This is a genomic window from Dongia rigui, from assembly GCF_034044635.1.
In the GTDB taxonomy this organism is placed as follows: Bacteria; Pseudomonadota; Alphaproteobacteria; order Dongiales; family Dongiaceae; genus Dongia; species Dongia rigui.
The window spans coordinates 288,956-304,198 of sequence record NZ_JAXCLX010000002.1; the positions used below are offsets into that span (position 1 = coordinate 288,956).

Annotated in this window: 15 protein-coding genes; 2 read left to right on the forward strand and 13 right to left on the reverse strand. The window is 61.7% G+C overall.

What is annotated here, in order from left to right; translation table 11 throughout:
• Positions 1-207: 207 nt before the first annotated feature.
• From SMD31_RS12850 to SMD31_RS12905, 12 genes are all read right to left on the reverse strand, one after another.
• Positions 208-702 (reverse strand): terminase small subunit, encoded by a 495-nt coding sequence (locus tag SMD31_RS12850; RefSeq protein WP_320501297.1) that lies wholly within the window; start codon positions 700-702, stop codon positions 208-210.
• 207 nt (positions 703-909) lie between these two features.
• A complete protein-coding gene (locus SMD31_RS12855) occupies positions 910-1,671 on the reverse strand; it encodes a hypothetical protein (RefSeq protein ID WP_320501298.1) in 762 nt (253 codons plus the stop codon).
• Positions 1,672-1,691: 20 nt separating this feature from the next.
• Complete coding sequence (locus SMD31_RS12860) at positions 1,692-1,889, reverse strand: hypothetical protein (RefSeq protein ID WP_320501299.1); 198 nt, start codon at positions 1,887-1,889, stop codon at positions 1,692-1,694.
• A gap of 13 nt (positions 1,890-1,902) precedes the next feature.
• On the reverse strand, positions 1,903-2,067 hold the full coding sequence (locus SMD31_RS12865; protein ID WP_320501300.1) for a hypothetical protein: 165 nt from the start codon (positions 2,065-2,067) through the stop codon (positions 1,903-1,905).
• Complete coding sequence (locus SMD31_RS12870; protein ID WP_320501301.1) at positions 2,060-2,824, reverse strand: hypothetical protein; 765 nt, start codon at positions 2,822-2,824, stop codon at positions 2,060-2,062. The genes SMD31_RS12865 and SMD31_RS12870 overlap by 8 nt, the downstream gene beginning before the upstream one ends.
• Before the next feature lie 214 nt (positions 2,825-3,038).
• On the reverse strand, positions 3,039-3,725 hold the full coding sequence (locus tag SMD31_RS12875; protein WP_320501302.1) for a hypothetical protein: 687 nt from the start codon (positions 3,723-3,725) through the stop codon (positions 3,039-3,041).
• Between the two features lie 432 nt (positions 3,726-4,157).
• Positions 4,158-6,140 carry a bifunctional DNA primase/polymerase gene (locus SMD31_RS12880; RefSeq protein WP_320501303.1) on the reverse strand — a complete coding sequence of 661 codons (1,983 nt, stop codon included), beginning with the start codon at positions 6,138-6,140 and terminating at the stop codon, positions 4,158-4,160.
• The gene (locus SMD31_RS12885; protein WP_320501304.1) at positions 6,140-6,586 is read right to left on the reverse strand and encodes a hypothetical protein; all 447 of its coding nucleotides are present in this window, start codon (positions 6,584-6,586) and stop codon (positions 6,140-6,142) included. The genes SMD31_RS12880 and SMD31_RS12885 overlap by 1 nt, the downstream gene beginning before the upstream one ends.
• Entirely contained in the window at positions 6,583-6,774 is a 192-nt protein-coding gene (locus SMD31_RS12890) for a helix-turn-helix transcriptional regulator (RefSeq protein ID WP_320501305.1), read from the reverse strand. Before SMD31_RS12890 ends, SMD31_RS12885 begins: the two co-directional genes overlap by 4 nt.
• Before the next feature lie 268 nt (positions 6,775-7,042).
• The gene (locus SMD31_RS12895; protein ID WP_320501306.1) at positions 7,043-8,398 is read right to left on the reverse strand and encodes a tyrosine-type recombinase/integrase; all 1,356 of its coding nucleotides are present in this window, start codon (positions 8,396-8,398) and stop codon (positions 7,043-7,045) included.
• A 345-nt stretch (positions 8,399-8,743) separates the two neighbouring features.
• Complete coding sequence (locus tag SMD31_RS12900; RefSeq protein WP_320501307.1) at positions 8,744-10,885, reverse strand: methyl-accepting chemotaxis protein; 2,142 nt, start codon at positions 10,883-10,885, stop codon at positions 8,744-8,746.
• A 184-nt stretch (positions 10,886-11,069) separates the two neighbouring features.
• Positions 11,070-11,606 carry a carboxymuconolactone decarboxylase family protein gene (locus tag SMD31_RS12905; protein ID WP_320501308.1) on the reverse strand — a complete coding sequence of 179 codons (537 nt, stop codon included), beginning with the start codon at positions 11,604-11,606 and terminating at the stop codon, positions 11,070-11,072.
• A 117-nt stretch (positions 11,607-11,723) separates the two neighbouring features.
• Here SMD31_RS12905 and SMD31_RS12910 point away from each other — a divergent pair, with 117 nt between their 5' ends.
• Together SMD31_RS12910 and SMD31_RS12915 are read left to right on the forward strand one after the other, a co-directional pair.
• The gene (locus SMD31_RS12910) at positions 11,724-12,674 is read left to right on the forward strand and encodes an AraC family transcriptional regulator (protein WP_320501309.1); all 951 of its coding nucleotides are present in this window, start codon (positions 11,724-11,726) and stop codon (positions 12,672-12,674) included.
• A 225-nt stretch (positions 12,675-12,899) separates the two neighbouring features.
• A complete protein-coding gene (locus SMD31_RS12915; protein ID WP_320501845.1) occupies positions 12,900-14,924 on the forward strand; it encodes a YgiQ family radical SAM protein in 2,025 nt (674 codons plus the stop codon).
• Here the strand turns inward: SMD31_RS12915 and SMD31_RS12920 are convergent.
• Positions 14,890-15,060, reverse strand: a complete 171-nt coding sequence (locus SMD31_RS12920; RefSeq protein WP_320501310.1) for a hypothetical protein — start codon at positions 15,058-15,060, stop codon at positions 14,890-14,892. The genes SMD31_RS12915 and SMD31_RS12920 overlap by 35 nt on opposite strands.
• Positions 15,061-15,243: the final 183 nt, after the last annotated feature.

Below are 15,243 nucleotides of genomic sequence, written 5' to 3' on the forward strand. Positions count from 1 at the left end.
CTCCACAGCTCAGAGAGTACCAAAATACCATTTCATCAACTAATGGATTCACACGTTAAGACAGATTAATTTATTAACTATTCGCCTAAAAGGGGAATACACAGTATGGGTTTTTCGGACAGAGGTGTTAGCCGGAGTGCGACTCCGTCTAGGCAGTTGCGACCCGTCCGGCGCGCCCAAACCGTATTGCCTGGCTCTTGTTTAGCGTCAGTCCTGAAACGGATTCACCCGCGCGCGCTTAGGCGCAAGCGAAATGGCTCTGGCCGGCTCCGCCGGCACGTCGATAACTGGAAGCGCTGGTCGTTGCACCCGCGCGCGAGCCGCCGCGAGCGCTTCGATAACGCTAACCTGGGTCATCTCGACCTTATCGATCATGAGCCCGCCCATCTTGGCGACGATCTCCTGACCCTTCATGACCGCGTTCATGTTCTTGTGTTGGCGCGCGAGTTCCATGTCCTCGAGAATGCTCTTAACGCGGTTCTCGCGCGTGATGGCCATACTGTCGCGCAGCACCTGCCGCCGCTTGTCGATCGCTGCCCTGATGCGCGTATTGTTGCGAATGAGCTTGTCGGCCGCGCGGCGCGCGTATTCTTTCGAATAACCAGCCTCGCGCGCAGCCTGCGAAGCATTCATGCCGCCAACGACAAGATCCACAAACTTGTCTTGCTGCGGCGTTAGATCACGGTCCTGGGGCGCCTTCATTCCAGCCCCGCCGGAATGAAATTGGCGTCAGCAATGGCGGCAAAGCTCGCCAGCTTCTTCTGTGCGTCGGTGGATTTGGGGGGGATGTGCGTCAAGTTCCAATGCTCATCACAGTAGGGTTTGCCCGCGCGCGTAGGACGCGAGCACCAGGCGACGGGCCGCGCCTGCGGGTCACCATGTATGTAAGCGCAGCCATTCAATCGCTGCCTACGTCGCCGGCTTCAAGTCGGCCGCGTATTCTGCATACTCGCCACCGGGCTTGAACTTGCTGCCGTCCCAACCTTCAGCCGGCGTCACCAGGGGCTTGTCTGGCGCATAGTCGGCAAAAATCGCCTGATCAGCCGGGATCGTCTGCCCCATGCCGGGGAGAAACCCTAGATGATGCAGCACCACGTGGCGCAGCACGCCGAAAGCACGGTCGACCATGCGGTCGAATTCCTTGTCGCTCATTGTGGGGCCGGCTGAAAGCGCGGTATCCCATGCCTTGCGGACCGCGCCGGCCAAGTCGCGAATATGGTTGTCCACACTCGCGAACGCCTGGACCGTCGTTCTGTGAGCGTTGCAGCGCTCGATCGCGGCTTGCTGATCGGCTTGAACTTGGCGCAACGCGCTTTGCCTCACCGCTTCACTGCGCTGCGCTTCGTCCGTCATTGCCGCTTCGAGGTCGCCCACTTCGGCCGCAAGGATCGTGAACTTTGCCAGGTATCGGGCCAAGCGCTCGAGGTGCGAGACTCCTTCCTTGGCCAGCACCGCGGCGGCTGCATCGCGTCCTGCAAGGGCGTCGGCGTTGGCTTTGCGCGCCGCCTCAATCTTCGCCGGCAGTTCGGCCTCTGCCTGCAGCAATGCGTCATAGATCGTGCCTGGCGATGCGTCGGCGGCTAGCCGCAAAAGGTCGACAAGGTGGCTTTGCGTTGCCGCGTCACTCAGGAGCGGAATTGCAGCAGTCTTAAGGTCTTGGAGTTTTGCCATGGTACGTTCCTTTCGTCGTGTCAGGCCGGCGCGTTGCTTGTGACGATCTTCGCCACGATGGCCTCGATCGCATTGATAACTTGCGGCTTACCGCGCCCGGCAACACCGTTCTTGATCCTGAATTCGAAATCAGCTGTCGGTGCGGATGACGCGCCTACGGTGACAGCGGCAGGGCTGAGGCCCTTGCCAAGGTTGATTGAGTAAAAAGTATCGGCCATGGGGTGCCCTTTCTCAGTTGGTTTCGGCGGTGCCGTTGACGAAAGCTTCGTATTCACTCGCCCGCTCGGTGATTTGCTTGGGCGTGTGGTCGAAGCGATTCACCAGCTTGAGACACTCAAGCCGGATTTCTTGCTCGGGGGTGAGCGTCGTGGGTCGTTTGTCGGTTGTTTCAGCCATGGGAAATGCCTTTCTTGGCCAGGAGTTGTTCAGCAGTGAGTGCTAGCGAGCTAATGACATGGGCGTTGCTGCCGGCGCCCGTGACCGAAAGCATGTCGATAACGCCGGGTGATTTGGCGTCGAGTTCACGGATCAACTGCGCCACGAGTTTGAGCTTTGCCGGCTTGGTGTCGCCCCACATGCGGTCCAGCATCGCTTCCTGCCGGTCGCTGTAGGCCTGGCGCTCGGCGTCGCTGGCGTCGCGCCAGGTGGCGAACGTCTTTTCGGCTTGGTGCAAGATGCTGTTGCCGATGCTCACGGGGATCTGCGCAGTTTGCAGCCATCCGCGCACCTGCTCCTGCCGTGCCTCCGCTTCCTGCAGTTCTTCCGGGGTGTCAGTGGGTAGGCCAAACAGGGGCACGCGGTATTCCGCTGGATTGATCGGCTCGTCCGTTTGGCTGTCCGCACCTTCCGGGTGCGCTTGCCGCGACAGGTCTTCCAGTTCCTTGTTGGCGGCCGGATCGCCAGCGAGGTATTTGGCGACCCACGCTGGATCCTGCTTCAATTGGGCGATGCGCTGTTGCGCTGCCTCGGAGCCGGTCGGTGCCTCATAGGACGTGCCGGGGTCGGCATAGGCCGTTTGGTGCAGCCGGTTGGACTCTGCGACCACGGCGGCATCACCGGCCAATAGCTTGGCGCCCCATGCCGGGTCTGATTTGTGAGCTTCAAGCGCGGCCAGGGCGTCAGCCTGGGTATTGGGTGCGATGTTTTCTGTCATGTCGTCATCCAATCTCAAAGGGTGGGGCGAACGTGTGCGCGAGATTTCGGCTCACGGGCGAGCCTCATAAAAAATTCTGGTCTAGCCCGCTCGAGGGGCCTACATCGCGTCGGCGATTGTCGGCCGGCTTGGGTGCCACCCGGGGCACCCCCCGGGGGTCGACGATCGACCCTCGAGGCCGGCCGATTGCCGATCACCGCTGCAGTCACCGGCATCAGCCTTTCGCTTTCCGAAGCTGCACCAGCTGGGCAGTTGCATCGGCCATTCGTTTGCTGAGCGTTGGCAGGTCCTTCATTTCCCATGGCCAGTTTGCAGCCCAACGCAGCCCGGCCTTGGTGAGGGCGTACCGCGCAGCGATTTCAAGCTCGGGCAGAATCAGAGACGTGCCCGTTCTCTCGGCGGTGTCCGGCCGATACGGCATTGCTGCCGCGACCTGCGTCGTTACGTCTTGCAGCTGGCTAAACTTCTCGGCCAGGGCGGCCGCAAGCTGCTCAATCTCAGAGGCGATGCCCTCCCGTTGCTTTGCCAGGGCTCCTGCGGCATCCCAGCGCCTGGCCCGTTCGGCAGCAGCTTGCGCGGCCGCTGTGACGGCCTCGCCGTCCTTGGCGGCGGCAATCGCGCTGGCAAGGGCGTCAACGCGCTCCTGGGCCTGTGCCAGGGCGCTGCGGGCCCGGTCGCGGGCTGATCCTGCCGCGGCCTCGTCAGGCGTAAGCTCGGCAGCCAGGTTTGCCGCTGTGAATTTGGTTTGGGCGGCATCGCGAGCCGTGACGGCTTCGGCGTGGCGCTGGTACAGCCGCTCGACGGGGGTTTGGCCACTCAGAATCTCGGCCGCGGTGCCGGCTGCGGCTTCGGCGATCTTGCCAGCGGTGGTGCCCAACAGGCGGGCGAGGGAATTTTTCATGGGGTGATGCCTTTCTTTTCATGTTCGCTACCTAACCAGCTACCTAGGAAATCGGGAGCAGCACGCGGCGGTGAATTAATCGGCGGAATTCTGCGGAAAAATCCGCGCTGAAATTTCTGATCAATTGTCAGGAGGTGAGCGGGGCGGGGTGTCTCGGCCCGGCGCAGCGATCGGCGGGCGCGGCGGCGCGTCACGCGTGCGAGCGATGCGCCCCCGGATACCTGCTGTATCGGCCAAGGGCTGTTTGATGAGTTTTGAAAAGCAGGGTCGTGGCGTAGCGGACATCCCCTATAGGGATGTGTCCGCTTTGTCCGCCCCGTATGACCGGCGGACATTTGCGGGCATGTCCGCCGTTTGTCCGCTTTGTCCGCTCCTGAATTCCCACGTGTTATCAAAGCGATAGCACTGGCGACGGTTTGTCCGCTGCAGGGCTTAACCGAGAACAAGCGCATGGTCGCCCTCGTCCTTGATCCAGCCCATGCGGACAAGCTCATTTGTCCGCCTTCTGAACTCCCTTTGGCCGCTTGATTCACGGCCCCGATAATTCCGGGAGACGAATTCAGCCCGCCACTCATGGACCGCAATCCGGGCCGGTTCGCCCGGTTCTGCCCTACCTAAAGTCAGGTTTTGGGCCGCTTCCAGTAGCTTCGCGGTACTGGTTCCGGCCTTGGGTGTCTCACGCTCAAATTCCCGGCCGCGGTCCGGGACGGTGACGGCAGACGTGACCGGGCGCCCTTTGGCATCGGTGCCGATTTCGACCGTCTCAATTTGGAAATGGAATTTTGCGCCCGTCTCACCGTCGCGTTGCTTCTCGATCGTGACGGCCGAATTCTTAATTTCCAGGGAGGTGTCGACGGCGCCCATAAGCGAGCTATGGCCGCGCGCGCCTTTGGATGCATCCTTGCCAAGATGATGGATTACCAGGACCGCGGCGCCGGTCTCACGCTTGATGCGACCTAAGCTGGCGATAACGGCGCCCATGTCTTCCGCGCTGTTTTCGGCGCCGCCGGCCATGATCTGGTTCAGGGTGTCGATCACAATCAAGCGCAGGGGGTGGCCGGTGCGCTCCGGCAATTCCAGGGCCGCCGTAATCAAGGCTGACACATCGTCGGCGCTGCTGCGCAGATTGGCGCCGTCCTCGATCGCCGCGAAAGGAATGTCAGTGCCGGCGAGCTCGTCAAATTGGCGCCGGGCCTCGAGGCGGTTGGCGAGCATGCCTTCCGCGCTGAAATAGAGCACCGAGCCCTGAAGGGTGTCCCGGCCATGCCATGGAATTCCGCGGGCGATGGCAAATGCCATTTCTACCGCGTTGAGTGTCTTGGCCTTGCCCGGCTCGGCAATGAAAACGACCAGGCCGCCGGCCGGCAACACCCCATCGATCACCCAAAGCATATCCAGCTTGGGGGCTATGTCGCCAAGTAGCCGCGCCTTGAAGCGCCGCTTGCCCGTGGTCGCATTGCCGGCGGCGGGCGCCTCGCTGGGGGCCGCCTTCTCAGGGGTCTCGATCTTGCTGAAGATGACCTCGGGGGCCGACGATCCCGGATCCTCGAAACCATATATAAAAGCGTGGTTGACCTTATCCTGCAGTTCCGCGGCGTCCCATGGCGGCGAACACCTAAGGTTCCATTCGGCCATAAGCAGATCAACGGTGTCGTCTTTCCCAACACCGAAATCTTTCATCCGCGCCGCCACCTTGAACGTGGTGAGGTCGCCACCTTGTCCTTCGACAGCCAACGGCGCGTGTGACCGTAGATAATCGGTTGCACGAGATAGAGCACGGGCTCGGTCGATGTTGGCAGGGGGCGCCGTTTCGGCGTCCGCGGCCTTGGTCTTGGCTTGGCCGCAGCGGGCAATGAGCCATTCGGGCGCAGGCGCCACGGGATCGGAAGATATGACCTTGTACGCCTTGCCGTCGATCACGGAACCACAGGCTACAACGTACCCACCATAGGACCGATGATCGACCCCGTCGCCCAAGCGTTCCACGCCTTGCCTGACAGGCTGGCCGACGCGGTAGAACAGATGGCGGCCACCTGTTGGCGTTTCTGTTACGAGCGTCCTGGGAAGCTCCAGGCCCTCGGCTTCCCATTGCGCGATCGTAGCGGAGCCGTTCTTACCATCCTTGTTATCTTCATCGACAACTAGGAGCGCATCAAATCCGCCATCCGCCCGCACGTCGCCAAATTTGCCGGTATAGATTCCAATGTTGTAGTCGGGGTTCTCCGCCCACCACGCCTTGATCTGGTCAGGATCACGGGTCGCCAGCTCCTTGAACTTCATTCCTTTAAGCGGCGTCTTCCCTGGCTTGCGGCCAAGGGGCCACGGCAGCAACGGAAAGACGTGAAATTCATTTTGCGCCAGCGTCTGGGCAAATTCGAGCTTGGGCAGCACCGCGCCCCCGGATGAATCCGCCATCAGCGGGCACCCGCCAACCGCTCAAACCAAAACTCGATATCGAGCCAGCTACCTTCAGGCAGCGGGTTCCAGGCGGCCCCTTTTCCGTACCAAAGGATGTTCCTTTCCGTCAGCTGTTGGGCGAGCTGTTTGAATTCGTCGCTTTCAAGCTGGTCCATGCTGAAGGCGCCGAGCTTGCCCGCGGCTTCGTCTTCCGCCATCTCGATAAGAGTCGGCGTTGCCGGCCGCATCGGTGCCCAGCCTTCCGACCAGAATTCGATATGTAAACGCAGGTCGCCGCGATCGATGCTTAGGCGTGCCCGATCGGGATTCTCCGGGCTCACCGTGCAGATGACGCCTGGGACGTTAACGGGATAGCCATGAGGTAGTGGGTCGAAAATGTCGACGACGAATCTCGCAACAGCCACTGTCGAAGCGCACTGATAGACGTCAGAGAGAGTCTTCATGCCGCACCTCGCTCAGCCTTGCGGGCTTCAAGCCAGGCGGCGATTTCGTCGGCATCCCATGCGACAGTGCGTTCGGCAATCCGAACACGTCGGGGAAAGCGGTTCGCCTTCTCAAGCCGCCAAAGTTGGGCGCGGGACAGACGAATGCCCAGAACTTTCAAATCAGCGGCGGCCAGCAACTTCGCCATAGCGGAGTCCTCCTGATGACAGGCGGACCAGCATTGGCGCGCCTGCGATTATCGGTGCGGGTTCATCAGTGCAAATCGGTGCATATCGGTTTCTTTCAGAGCAGCCATGGCCACGCGCGCAATGCCGGGCGGGTTCACTCCTACAGCGATTCAGGTTGAGCTACGTTTGCCCATCACGAACCGTGCGGTCGCATTCTACTAATTGGCGTGTCGCTACGCAATATGTTGCAAGGATTGCAACAGGTTACGAGTCATTTCGCTATGTAAATCAATGCGGCAGGGTCGCCGAATCGAATGTCGACGCTAGCGGAAGGGCGCTTTTAGCAGGCACACTTTCCAGTGTCGTTTTGATAGCCGTCGAAAGTCTCTCAAACGCGTCCCGCATTTCCGTCACGTATGCATGACGATCGTAAATGCCTTCGACGCCTGGGATCACATGACCCAAGCACCTTTCGCTTGTGAAACGGTCGACGCCAACGGCACGCATCATCGTCTTGGCGGTGCGCCGGCAGTCGTGCAGTGTCCAGCCGGGCAGGGGAGCGGCGCTCCTGTCGGCCTTTAGGCGGGCCCCTTGAATCAGATTGTCCAGGGTTGCTTTCTTCTGGCTGAACGCCTGGAAGTGGGTTTCGCCATCGGTCGAGAACACGTAAGGGCACTTGCCAATCCGTTTGTCGCGCTGGGCTTTGATGATGGCAGCCGCGGCCGAAGACAGGGGCATGACCAGCGGCTCACCGGTCTTGGCGCCGGTCTTGTGATCTTCCGCCGGGATCGTCCACAACGGCCCGCCGGCTGATTCTAGATCCAAGTCCTTCCATCGCATGGCGAAGACGTTGTTACGGCGCTGTGCGGTCAAGAGCAGCAGCTTGATGCCGGGCCCAAGCGCGAGAAGTTGGGGTTCATCTAGTTGGGTCCAGATCTGCCGAAGCTCATCCGCTTCCAAGACGCGCTTCCGTTCCGATCGGTGTCCGCTGGCCATGTCGCGCACGATCGGAGAATTGAACTCATCTTCGCGAGCTGCGTACCAGTTGAACAGCTTCCGCACGGCGGCAAGCACCCGGTCCGCCATGATGGCGCCATTGTTCTCGGTCACATCGTCGAGCAGGGCGACAACGTCGCTGCGCTTTATGTCGGCAATCGGTAGCTTGCCCCACTCGGGCGAGCAATAGACCCGGAAGATGCGACCGGTTTCTTTGAGGTGTCGTGGACCGATCTTCGCTTTGAGCGGGTATAGTCGTAGGAAGTCAGCCGACACGGTGTCAAAGGTCGCGGCACGCCGCTTGGCCGTGCGGCGGTTTACAGCGTCTGCCGTTTCTTTTGGATCTTCCCCCCGGTCGATAGCTTTACGGAGTTCCGCTGCGTGCGCCCGAGCGTCGCTCAAGCTCATCCCGCCTTCGTCCTTCGAGAGTGCCGCCCGCCCGATGGTGAAGCGCGCCGCCAACTTCCGGCCGCCGCGGGCAACCCGGGCTAGGTAGAACCAGGACGCCACGCCGTTGGAGGAGTAGCGCAGGCCAAAGCCGGGGTTAGTTTCGTCGAAGTAATCCACCTGGACCACGGCGCCGGTGGGCGAGGGGGCTGGCGCCTTAAGTGCGCGCAACTTGAGCGGAGCAAAGGACACACGGGGCATGTTGAGCCTCCAAGGTAGCGTCTAGGTAGCTTCTGGCTCGCAATCATATGCTACCTTCTGAAACTCCACGCAAGAGGTACTGCAGAGAAGTGCCGATAATAGGCCGTTTAATCGCTGTCGGATGAACTGACCCGCAACGCTATGAAACGATAACCACGCTGACTACGAATCAGAAGGTTGGAGGTTCGAGTCCTTCTGGGTGCGCCATTTTCCCTTTCCTAACAATTCGTTAGACGAGAATCGGCCGTAAATCCGACGGGCCGCCTCGTTCCGCTATTTTACGCAAAGAAAAAGCCCGCACTGGCCTTCGCCAAATGCGGGCTTTTTGCCGGGGTCGGGGGGGCCTTACCCAGCGCGGACTTTGGCGATGAAGCTGTCGACTTCATGGGCCAGGGCATGCGACTGGCGCGACAAGTCGCCGGCGGCACTCAGCACTTGCGAGGAGGCACTGCCTGCATCTTCCGAGGCGCGGCTGACGCCGGTGATGTTCCGGTTCACCTCGTCGGTGCCCCTTGCCGCCTGCTGCGCGTTGTTCGAGATCTCCTGCGTCGCTGCGGATTGCTCTTCGACCGCCGCGGCGATGCCGGACGAGATCTCGTCGATGCGGTTGATCGTGCCGCGGATCTGCGACATGGCGGCCGCGGCGGCTCGGGTCACATCCTGCATGCCGGAAATCTGGCCGGAGATTTCCTCGGTCGCTTTCGATGTCTGTGTCGCCAGGTTCTTCACTTCGGATGCCACGACCGCGAAGCCCTTGCCGGCATCGCCGGCGCGTGCCGCTTCAATGGTCGCGTTCAATGCCAGCAGGTTGGTCTGGCTGGCGATATCGTTGATGAGTTGCACGATGCCGCCGATCTTCTCGGCAGCGACAGCGAGGCTTTCGACCGTCTCACCGGTCTTGGCCACTTCATCGACCGCGACGCGGGTGATGTTGCTGCTCTCGGCCACTTGGCGGCTGATCTCGTTGATCGAGCTGGAGAGTTCTTCGGAAGCCGCGGCAACGGTGGTGACGTTCTGCGACGCCTCGGTTGCGGCGTTGGCCACGACATTGGCCTGGCGCGAGCTCTCCTCGGCCACGGCCGACATCGACTGCGCGTTCGACTCAAGCTGCGTCGCCGCACTCGACACCGTCTGCACGATGCCTTTGACGCTGGCTTCGAAACCGTCGGCCAGTTGCAGCATGGTGCGGCGGCGTTCCTCGGCGGCCTTCTTCTCGATCTCGGCCTGCGCCAGGCGCAGATGCTCGACCTCGATCAGCTTCTGGCGGAAGAACTCGACCGCTTTGGCCATGACACCCATCTCGTCGCCACGATCCGTCATCGGCACGGTCACCTCGGTGTTGCCGTGGGCGAGTTCATCGACCGCCCGCGTCAGCGCCGTCACCGGCCGGGCGGCGACGAAGCGCACCAGCACCATGATGACGATGGCGAGCAGCACCACCACGATCGCCGCGATGATCGAATTGACGAACACGACCTCGCGCACCGGCGCCATGATCTTGTCATCGGGCAGGTTGAGCATGACGGCCCAGGGCTTCTCGACCGCGCCGATCTTCAACGGCACGAAGACGCGGGTGACATCGGTTTGCAGCGAGTTCGACCAATCGGTGATGGAGAAACTCTCACCGGCCTGGGCGCGGGGCAGGGCGTCCTTGAAGCTCGGGCTCAGGGTCACGAATTGCTTGCCGAGGTTCTTGGGATCGATCGACGCCGCCATGATGCCGCCACTCGAAACGACGCCGATCGAACCGGTGCCATAGGGGCGGACCTTGAGGAGGTCCTGGTTCATCTGCTCCAGCGACATGTCGACGCCGATGACGCCGATTACCTTGCCGTCGACCTTCACCGGCGTGGCGAGGCTCACCAGCAACGTGTCCTTGCCGGCCAGCGCATAGATATAGGGTTCGAGGACGGTGTCCTCTCCCGTCTTGAACGGAATCTGGTAAAAATCGCCGCTGGCATCCTGCTTATCCAGCGACTTCATCGGATCGAGTTTGAACGTGCCGCTGTCGGGATAGGCATAGGGCACGTAGCGGCCGGTCTGGTCGGCGCCCTCGCTGCCGATTCCTGCCTGGTCGTTGCCGTCGAAGGCATCGGGCTGGAACCCGGCCCAGACACCGACGAGGTCGGGATTGGCCTTGAGTGCCGCGCGCAAGGCTGCGGTGAAGGACGCGCGGTTGAGCGCATTCTCACCGCGCATGCCAAGATAGGTATCGCGCAGGCTGTAGGCGATCTGATAGTTCGCGTTGAACATCGCCTGCATTTCGGCGGAACGCGCCGCAGCCATCTCCTGGCCTTGCGACATCGCAAGCGCGTTGACGATCGCGCCGCTGCGTTCCGACGACACCCAGGTCGATGCGACATAGCCGAGCGCCACGGCAAAGACGATCGGCAGCAGGATTTTCAGCGACAGCGGCAGGCGCGACGCGAGGCCCGGACGCGCAATTTTGTCATTCGAAAGCGCCGGCCGATTCGGATTCTCGTTCATGGAAGACAGCCCCAAGGTGGAAATAGGAAAGCCGTCTTCTAGAAGCCGCCGATGAACAATGTATTAATCCCTGACTGCTTTCACGAGATCTTCTCCGATGGTGTGTTTGCCCGGCATTTGAGGCGATTTGCGCGTGCTGCGAAATCGCCTCAACCTGCCAGACAGTGTGGTCATTGAGCGGCTGTCACGCGACGGCCGGAAAATCGATGGTCGTGTCGTTGATGCGGTTGAAGACGTTGGTGAACACGATGACCGCAATGGCCAGGCTGATCTCCACCAACTGCGCCTCGGTATAGCCCGCATCCAGGATGGCCTTGAACTCGGCCTCGCTGACCGTGCCGCTGGTGCGTACGAGCTTGCGCACGAAATGCGTCAGCGCATCGCGCTTGGCGTCACCGGTCGGTTCGCCGGCGCGGATCTGCTTCAAGGTTTCCGGCGGCAGGCCAACCATCTTGCCGATCTGGCTATGCGCGGCGACACAGTAATCGCAACCGCCGACCTGGCTGACCACGATCTTGATCGTCTCGCGGTCTCGGCTGCTGAGCGTGCCGGCCGACAATGCGCCATCGGCCTGCAGCATTGCCTTGAGGGCATTGGGTTCCAGGGCGCCGATGGCGGCATAAGCGTTGGGCACGCGGCCGGCCGCCTTTTTGATCTGGGCAAACAGGTCTGCCCTGGCGCCTGTGGCGGTGTCGGCAGAGGGGGTCTGAATACGGGACATGGGGCACTCCTTTGTTTGAGGTTTCGCGCTGTACGCATCCTCAATCTGGGGGTGCCGGGAGAGTTATTTAATGATATAAAATGCCAAAAATATGCTTAATCGTCTCAAGGTGGATAGATGGACTGGCTCAGCCGCCTCTTGGACCTCAATCCCGTGCAGGGGCGGCTGGATGTCCGCTGCGCCTTCGGGGCACCCTGGCGCGTCGACCATGCGCCGGCCGAGATGGGCGAGATCCAATACCATCTGATTGTTGCCGGCACCGCCACCTTGGACGACCCGGTGACGGGGACCAGCCAGTCCCTCGCCGCCGGTGACATTCTCATTCTGCCCGATGGCGGTGCCCATGTTCTGGGTGACGGCAGTGGCGCCGCGCCGCGCGCGATCCGCAGCCGTGTTGCGGGCGACTTGGTCATCAAGGAGAATGACGGCGGTGGTACACGTCTCGACATGTTGTGCGGCCGCTTCATCCTGGTCAACGCCCAAGATCGGCTGCTGCGCCCGTATCTGCCGCCGCGTCTGATCATCCGCAGTGCTGCGGTGGGCGGCAGTGTCACCGGCCGCCAGCTCCAAGCGCTGACTGCCTTGATGCGCGCCGAGGCTGACAGCGATCGGCTCGGCGCCCGCGCCATGCTCGATCTCCTCTCTGCAGCGCTTTTCACGCTGGCATTGCGCCTGGCCGGCGAAGGGACATCGGCCCCAACGGGCCTCCTGGCGCTGGCGGGCAATCCGCGCCTCCGACCGGCGGTGACGGCTCTTTTCAACCAGCCGGCGCGCGACTGGACCTTGCCGGAACTCGCCGCTCTTTGTCACATGTCCCGTGCCACCTTTGCACGCCACTTTCAGGACAGCTTCGGCCGCAGCGCCAGCGACCTGCTGACCGACATCCGCATGGCGCTGGCGGCCAATGCCTTGAAGGTCCCAGGCACCACCACTGCCGTCGCGGCCGAGACGGCGGGCTATCAATCCGAGGCCGCCTTCCAGCGCGTCTTCAAGCAACGCATGGGCCTGACGCCCGCGCAATGGCGCCGCATTGCGCTGTCAAAGGCACCTCCTGCCACTGGCGGCTGAGGCGTTTTCGCGGCCCCCTCCGGGCCGCGCTGCATGGCTTAAGTCGTTGACGCATCAAAGCTTTGGGTGCTATTTCGCGGCCAACTGCACGACATTGCCGGCGCGTGAGCCTTGCGGCTGTTGGATGCGGAGAGATTTTTCTTTATGAATGAAGCGCTTAAATCGCAGGCGCCCGCGGATTTCGTCCGTGGTGCCGCGCTGTTGGATGGCGTGTGTGGATTGATCATGGAAGCCGCGAAGCAACTCTTCTCGCACCGGAAATATTGGGCGCACCGTTTTGGCACGGCGCCCTTCCTGCCGATGTCGCGTGCCGAAATGGACGAGCTCGGCTGGGATTCCTGCGACGTCATCCTGGTGACGGGTGACGCCTATATCGACCACCCCAGCTTCGGCATGGCGGTGATCGGGCGCTTGCTCGAAGCCCAAGGTTTCCGTGTCGGCATCATCGCCCAGCCCGACTGGCAATCGGCCGAGCCGTTCAAGGTGCTGGGCAAGCCCAACATCTATTTCGGCATCACCGGCGGCAACATGGATTCCATGGTCAACCGCTACACCGCCGATCGGCGCCTGCGCCACAATGACAGCTACACGCCCAATGACGAAGGCGGCAAGCGGCCCGACCGCGCCGTGACCGTCTACGCGCATCGTTGCCGCGAGGCCTATAAGGACGTGCCGATCGTCCTGGGCGGCATCGAAAGCTCGCTGCGTCGCATCGCCCATTATGACTACTGGTCGGACAAGGTGCGCCGCTCGGTGCTGGTCGACGCGAAGGGCGATATCCTGCTCTATGGCAATGCCGAACGCGCCGTCGTCGAAGTGACACATCGCCTGGCCAAGGGCGACAAGCCGGGCGACCTCGACGACATCCGCGGCGTCGCCTTGATGAAGGACCGCGTGCCCGACGGCTGGACCGAAGCACCTGCCAACGATGTCGAGGCAGCCGATGAAGGTGCCCGCCAATTGAAGGGCAACACGGTCGTGCGCCTGCCTTCTTTCGAGCAGGTTGAGAAGGATTCGGAAGCCTATGCCCGCGCCTCGCGCGTGTTGCACCGGGAAAGCAATCCCGGCAATGCCCGCGCCCTCGTGCAGCGGCATGGCAATCGCGAATTGTGGGTGACGCCGCCGCCGATTCCGTTGACCACGCCGGAGATGGACGGTGTGTTCGAACTGCCCTATGCCCGCGCGCCGCATCCCGTCTATGGCGATGCGAAGATCGCCGCCTGGGACATGATCCGCTTCTCGGTCACGATCATGCGCGGCTGCTTTGGCGGCTGTTCGTTCTGCTCGATCACCGAGCATGAGGGCCGCATCATCCAGAACCGCTCGGAAGGCTCGATCCTCAAGGAGATCGAGAACATCCGCGACAAGACCAAGGGCTTCACCGGCATCATCTCCGATATCGGCGGGCCGACGGCGAACATGTACCGGATGGCGTGCAAGGACAAGAACACGGAATCGAAATGCCGCCTGCCGTCCTGCGTCTACCCCGAGATCTGCCCCAATCTCAACACCAGCCACGACTCGCTCATTCAGCTTTACAAAAAGTCGCGCGATCTGCCGGGCATCAAGAAGGTGATGGTGGCCTCCGGCGTGCGCTATGATCTCGCCGTCGAGAGCCCGGCCTATATCAAGGAACTGGTCGCTCACCATGTCGGCGGCTATCTGAAGATTGCGCCGGAGCACACCGAAGAAGGCCCGCTTTCCAAGATGATGAAGCCGGGCATCGGCACCTATGACAAGTTCAAGGCGCTGTTCGACAAGGCCGCCAAGGAAGCCAAGAAAGAATACTTCCTCATTCCCTATTTCATCGCCGCCCATCCGGGGACGACGGATGAGGACATGATGAACCTGGCGCTGTGGCTGAAGCGCAACAAGTACCGTGCCGACCAGGTGCAGACCTTCCTGCCGTCACCGATGGCATTGGCCACGGCCATGTACCATTCAGGTCTCAACCCGCTGCGGCCGATCCGGCGCGGTGCCTCGGAAAAGGTCGAGACGATCAAGGGGCTGAAGCAGCGGCGCCTCCATAAGGCGTTCCTGCGTTACCACGATGCCGAGAATTGGCCGCTGCTGCGCGAGGCGCTGAAGAACATGGGCCGCGCCGACCTCATCGGGCCGGGCAAGCATCATTTGGTACCAAATTGGCAGCCCGCGGGTACCGGTCTTGGTGGTGGGGAAGGGAAGCGTCTGGGCCGCAAGCATGGCACGCAGACGTTTACGACGAAGGGCGTCCTCGGTCGTCGCCGCTGAGCTGTTTCAGCAGTGCTTGCCATTCCGCCGGCAGCGGCTCGTTTTCAAGCTTGGCGAATTGGCTTTCAACCTGGCGCGCGAACCAGCGCTCGCCGGCCGGTTTCTCCGGATCGTTGACGTTGATGCGATAAATCATGCGCTGTGCTCTATATCGCCCAATGGGTTCCGAGCAGGAAAAGCGCATAGGCGGATGCTGCTGCACTTGCCACGTAGTAGCCAATCGTCTGCATCATGTCCGCCCCTCCACATCCCGAAAATTGCTTCCTGATCTCTATAGCTATTTTCCTGCTGCCCACACGTTGGCTGACGCAAGACAGCC

Excerpts from the sequence above, each read along its gene's own strand:
- SMD31_RS12915 (WP_320501845.1), top strand. The coding sequence starts at position 12,900 with ATGGAAGCCGCGAAGCAACTCTTCTCGCACCGGAAATATTGGGCGCAC.
- SMD31_RS12905 (WP_320501308.1), bottom strand. The coding sequence starts at position 11,606 with ATGTCCCGTATTCAGACCCCCTCTGCCGACACCGCCACAGGCGCCAGG.
- SMD31_RS12865 (WP_320501300.1), bottom strand. The coding sequence starts at position 2,067 with ATGGCTGAAACAACCGACAAACGACCCACGACGCTCACCCCCGAGCAA.
- SMD31_RS12870 (WP_320501301.1), bottom strand. The coding sequence starts at position 2,824 with ATGACAGAAAACATCGCACCCAATACCCAGGCTGACGCCCTGGCCGCG.
- SMD31_RS12850 (WP_320501297.1), bottom strand. The coding sequence starts at position 702 with ATGAAGGCGCCCCAGGACCGTGATCTAACGCCGCAGCAAGACAAGTTT.
- SMD31_RS12855 (WP_320501298.1), bottom strand. The coding sequence starts at position 1,671 with ATGGCAAAACTCCAAGACCTTAAGACTGCTGCAATTCCGCTCCTGAGT.
- SMD31_RS12900 (WP_320501307.1), bottom strand. The coding sequence starts at position 10,885 with ATGAACGAGAATCCGAATCGGCCGGCGCTTTCGAATGACAAAATTGCG.
- SMD31_RS12920 (WP_320501310.1), bottom strand. The coding sequence starts at position 15,060 with ATGATTTATCGCATCAACGTCAACGATCCGGAGAAACCGGCCGGCGAG.
- SMD31_RS12860 (WP_320501299.1), bottom strand. The coding sequence starts at position 1,889 with ATGGCCGATACTTTTTACTCAATCAACCTTGGCAAGGGCCTCAGCCCT.
- SMD31_RS12910 (WP_320501309.1), top strand. The coding sequence starts at position 11,724 with ATGGACTGGCTCAGCCGCCTCTTGGACCTCAATCCCGTGCAGGGGCGG.
- SMD31_RS12880 (WP_320501303.1), bottom strand. The coding sequence starts at position 6,140 with ATGGCGGATTCATCCGGGGGCGCGGTGCTGCCCAAGCTCGAATTTGCC.
- SMD31_RS12885 (WP_320501304.1), bottom strand. The coding sequence starts at position 6,586 with ATGAAGACTCTCTCTGACGTCTATCAGTGCGCTTCGACAGTGGCTGTT.
- SMD31_RS12875 (WP_320501302.1), bottom strand. The coding sequence starts at position 3,725 with ATGAAAAATTCCCTCGCCCGCCTGTTGGGCACCACCGCTGGCAAGATC.
- SMD31_RS12890 (WP_320501305.1), bottom strand. The coding sequence starts at position 6,774 with ATGGCGAAGTTGCTGGCCGCCGCTGATTTGAAAGTTCTGGGCATTCGT.
- SMD31_RS12895 (WP_320501306.1), bottom strand. The coding sequence starts at position 8,398 with ATGCCCCGTGTGTCCTTTGCTCCGCTCAAGTTGCGCGCACTTAAGGCG.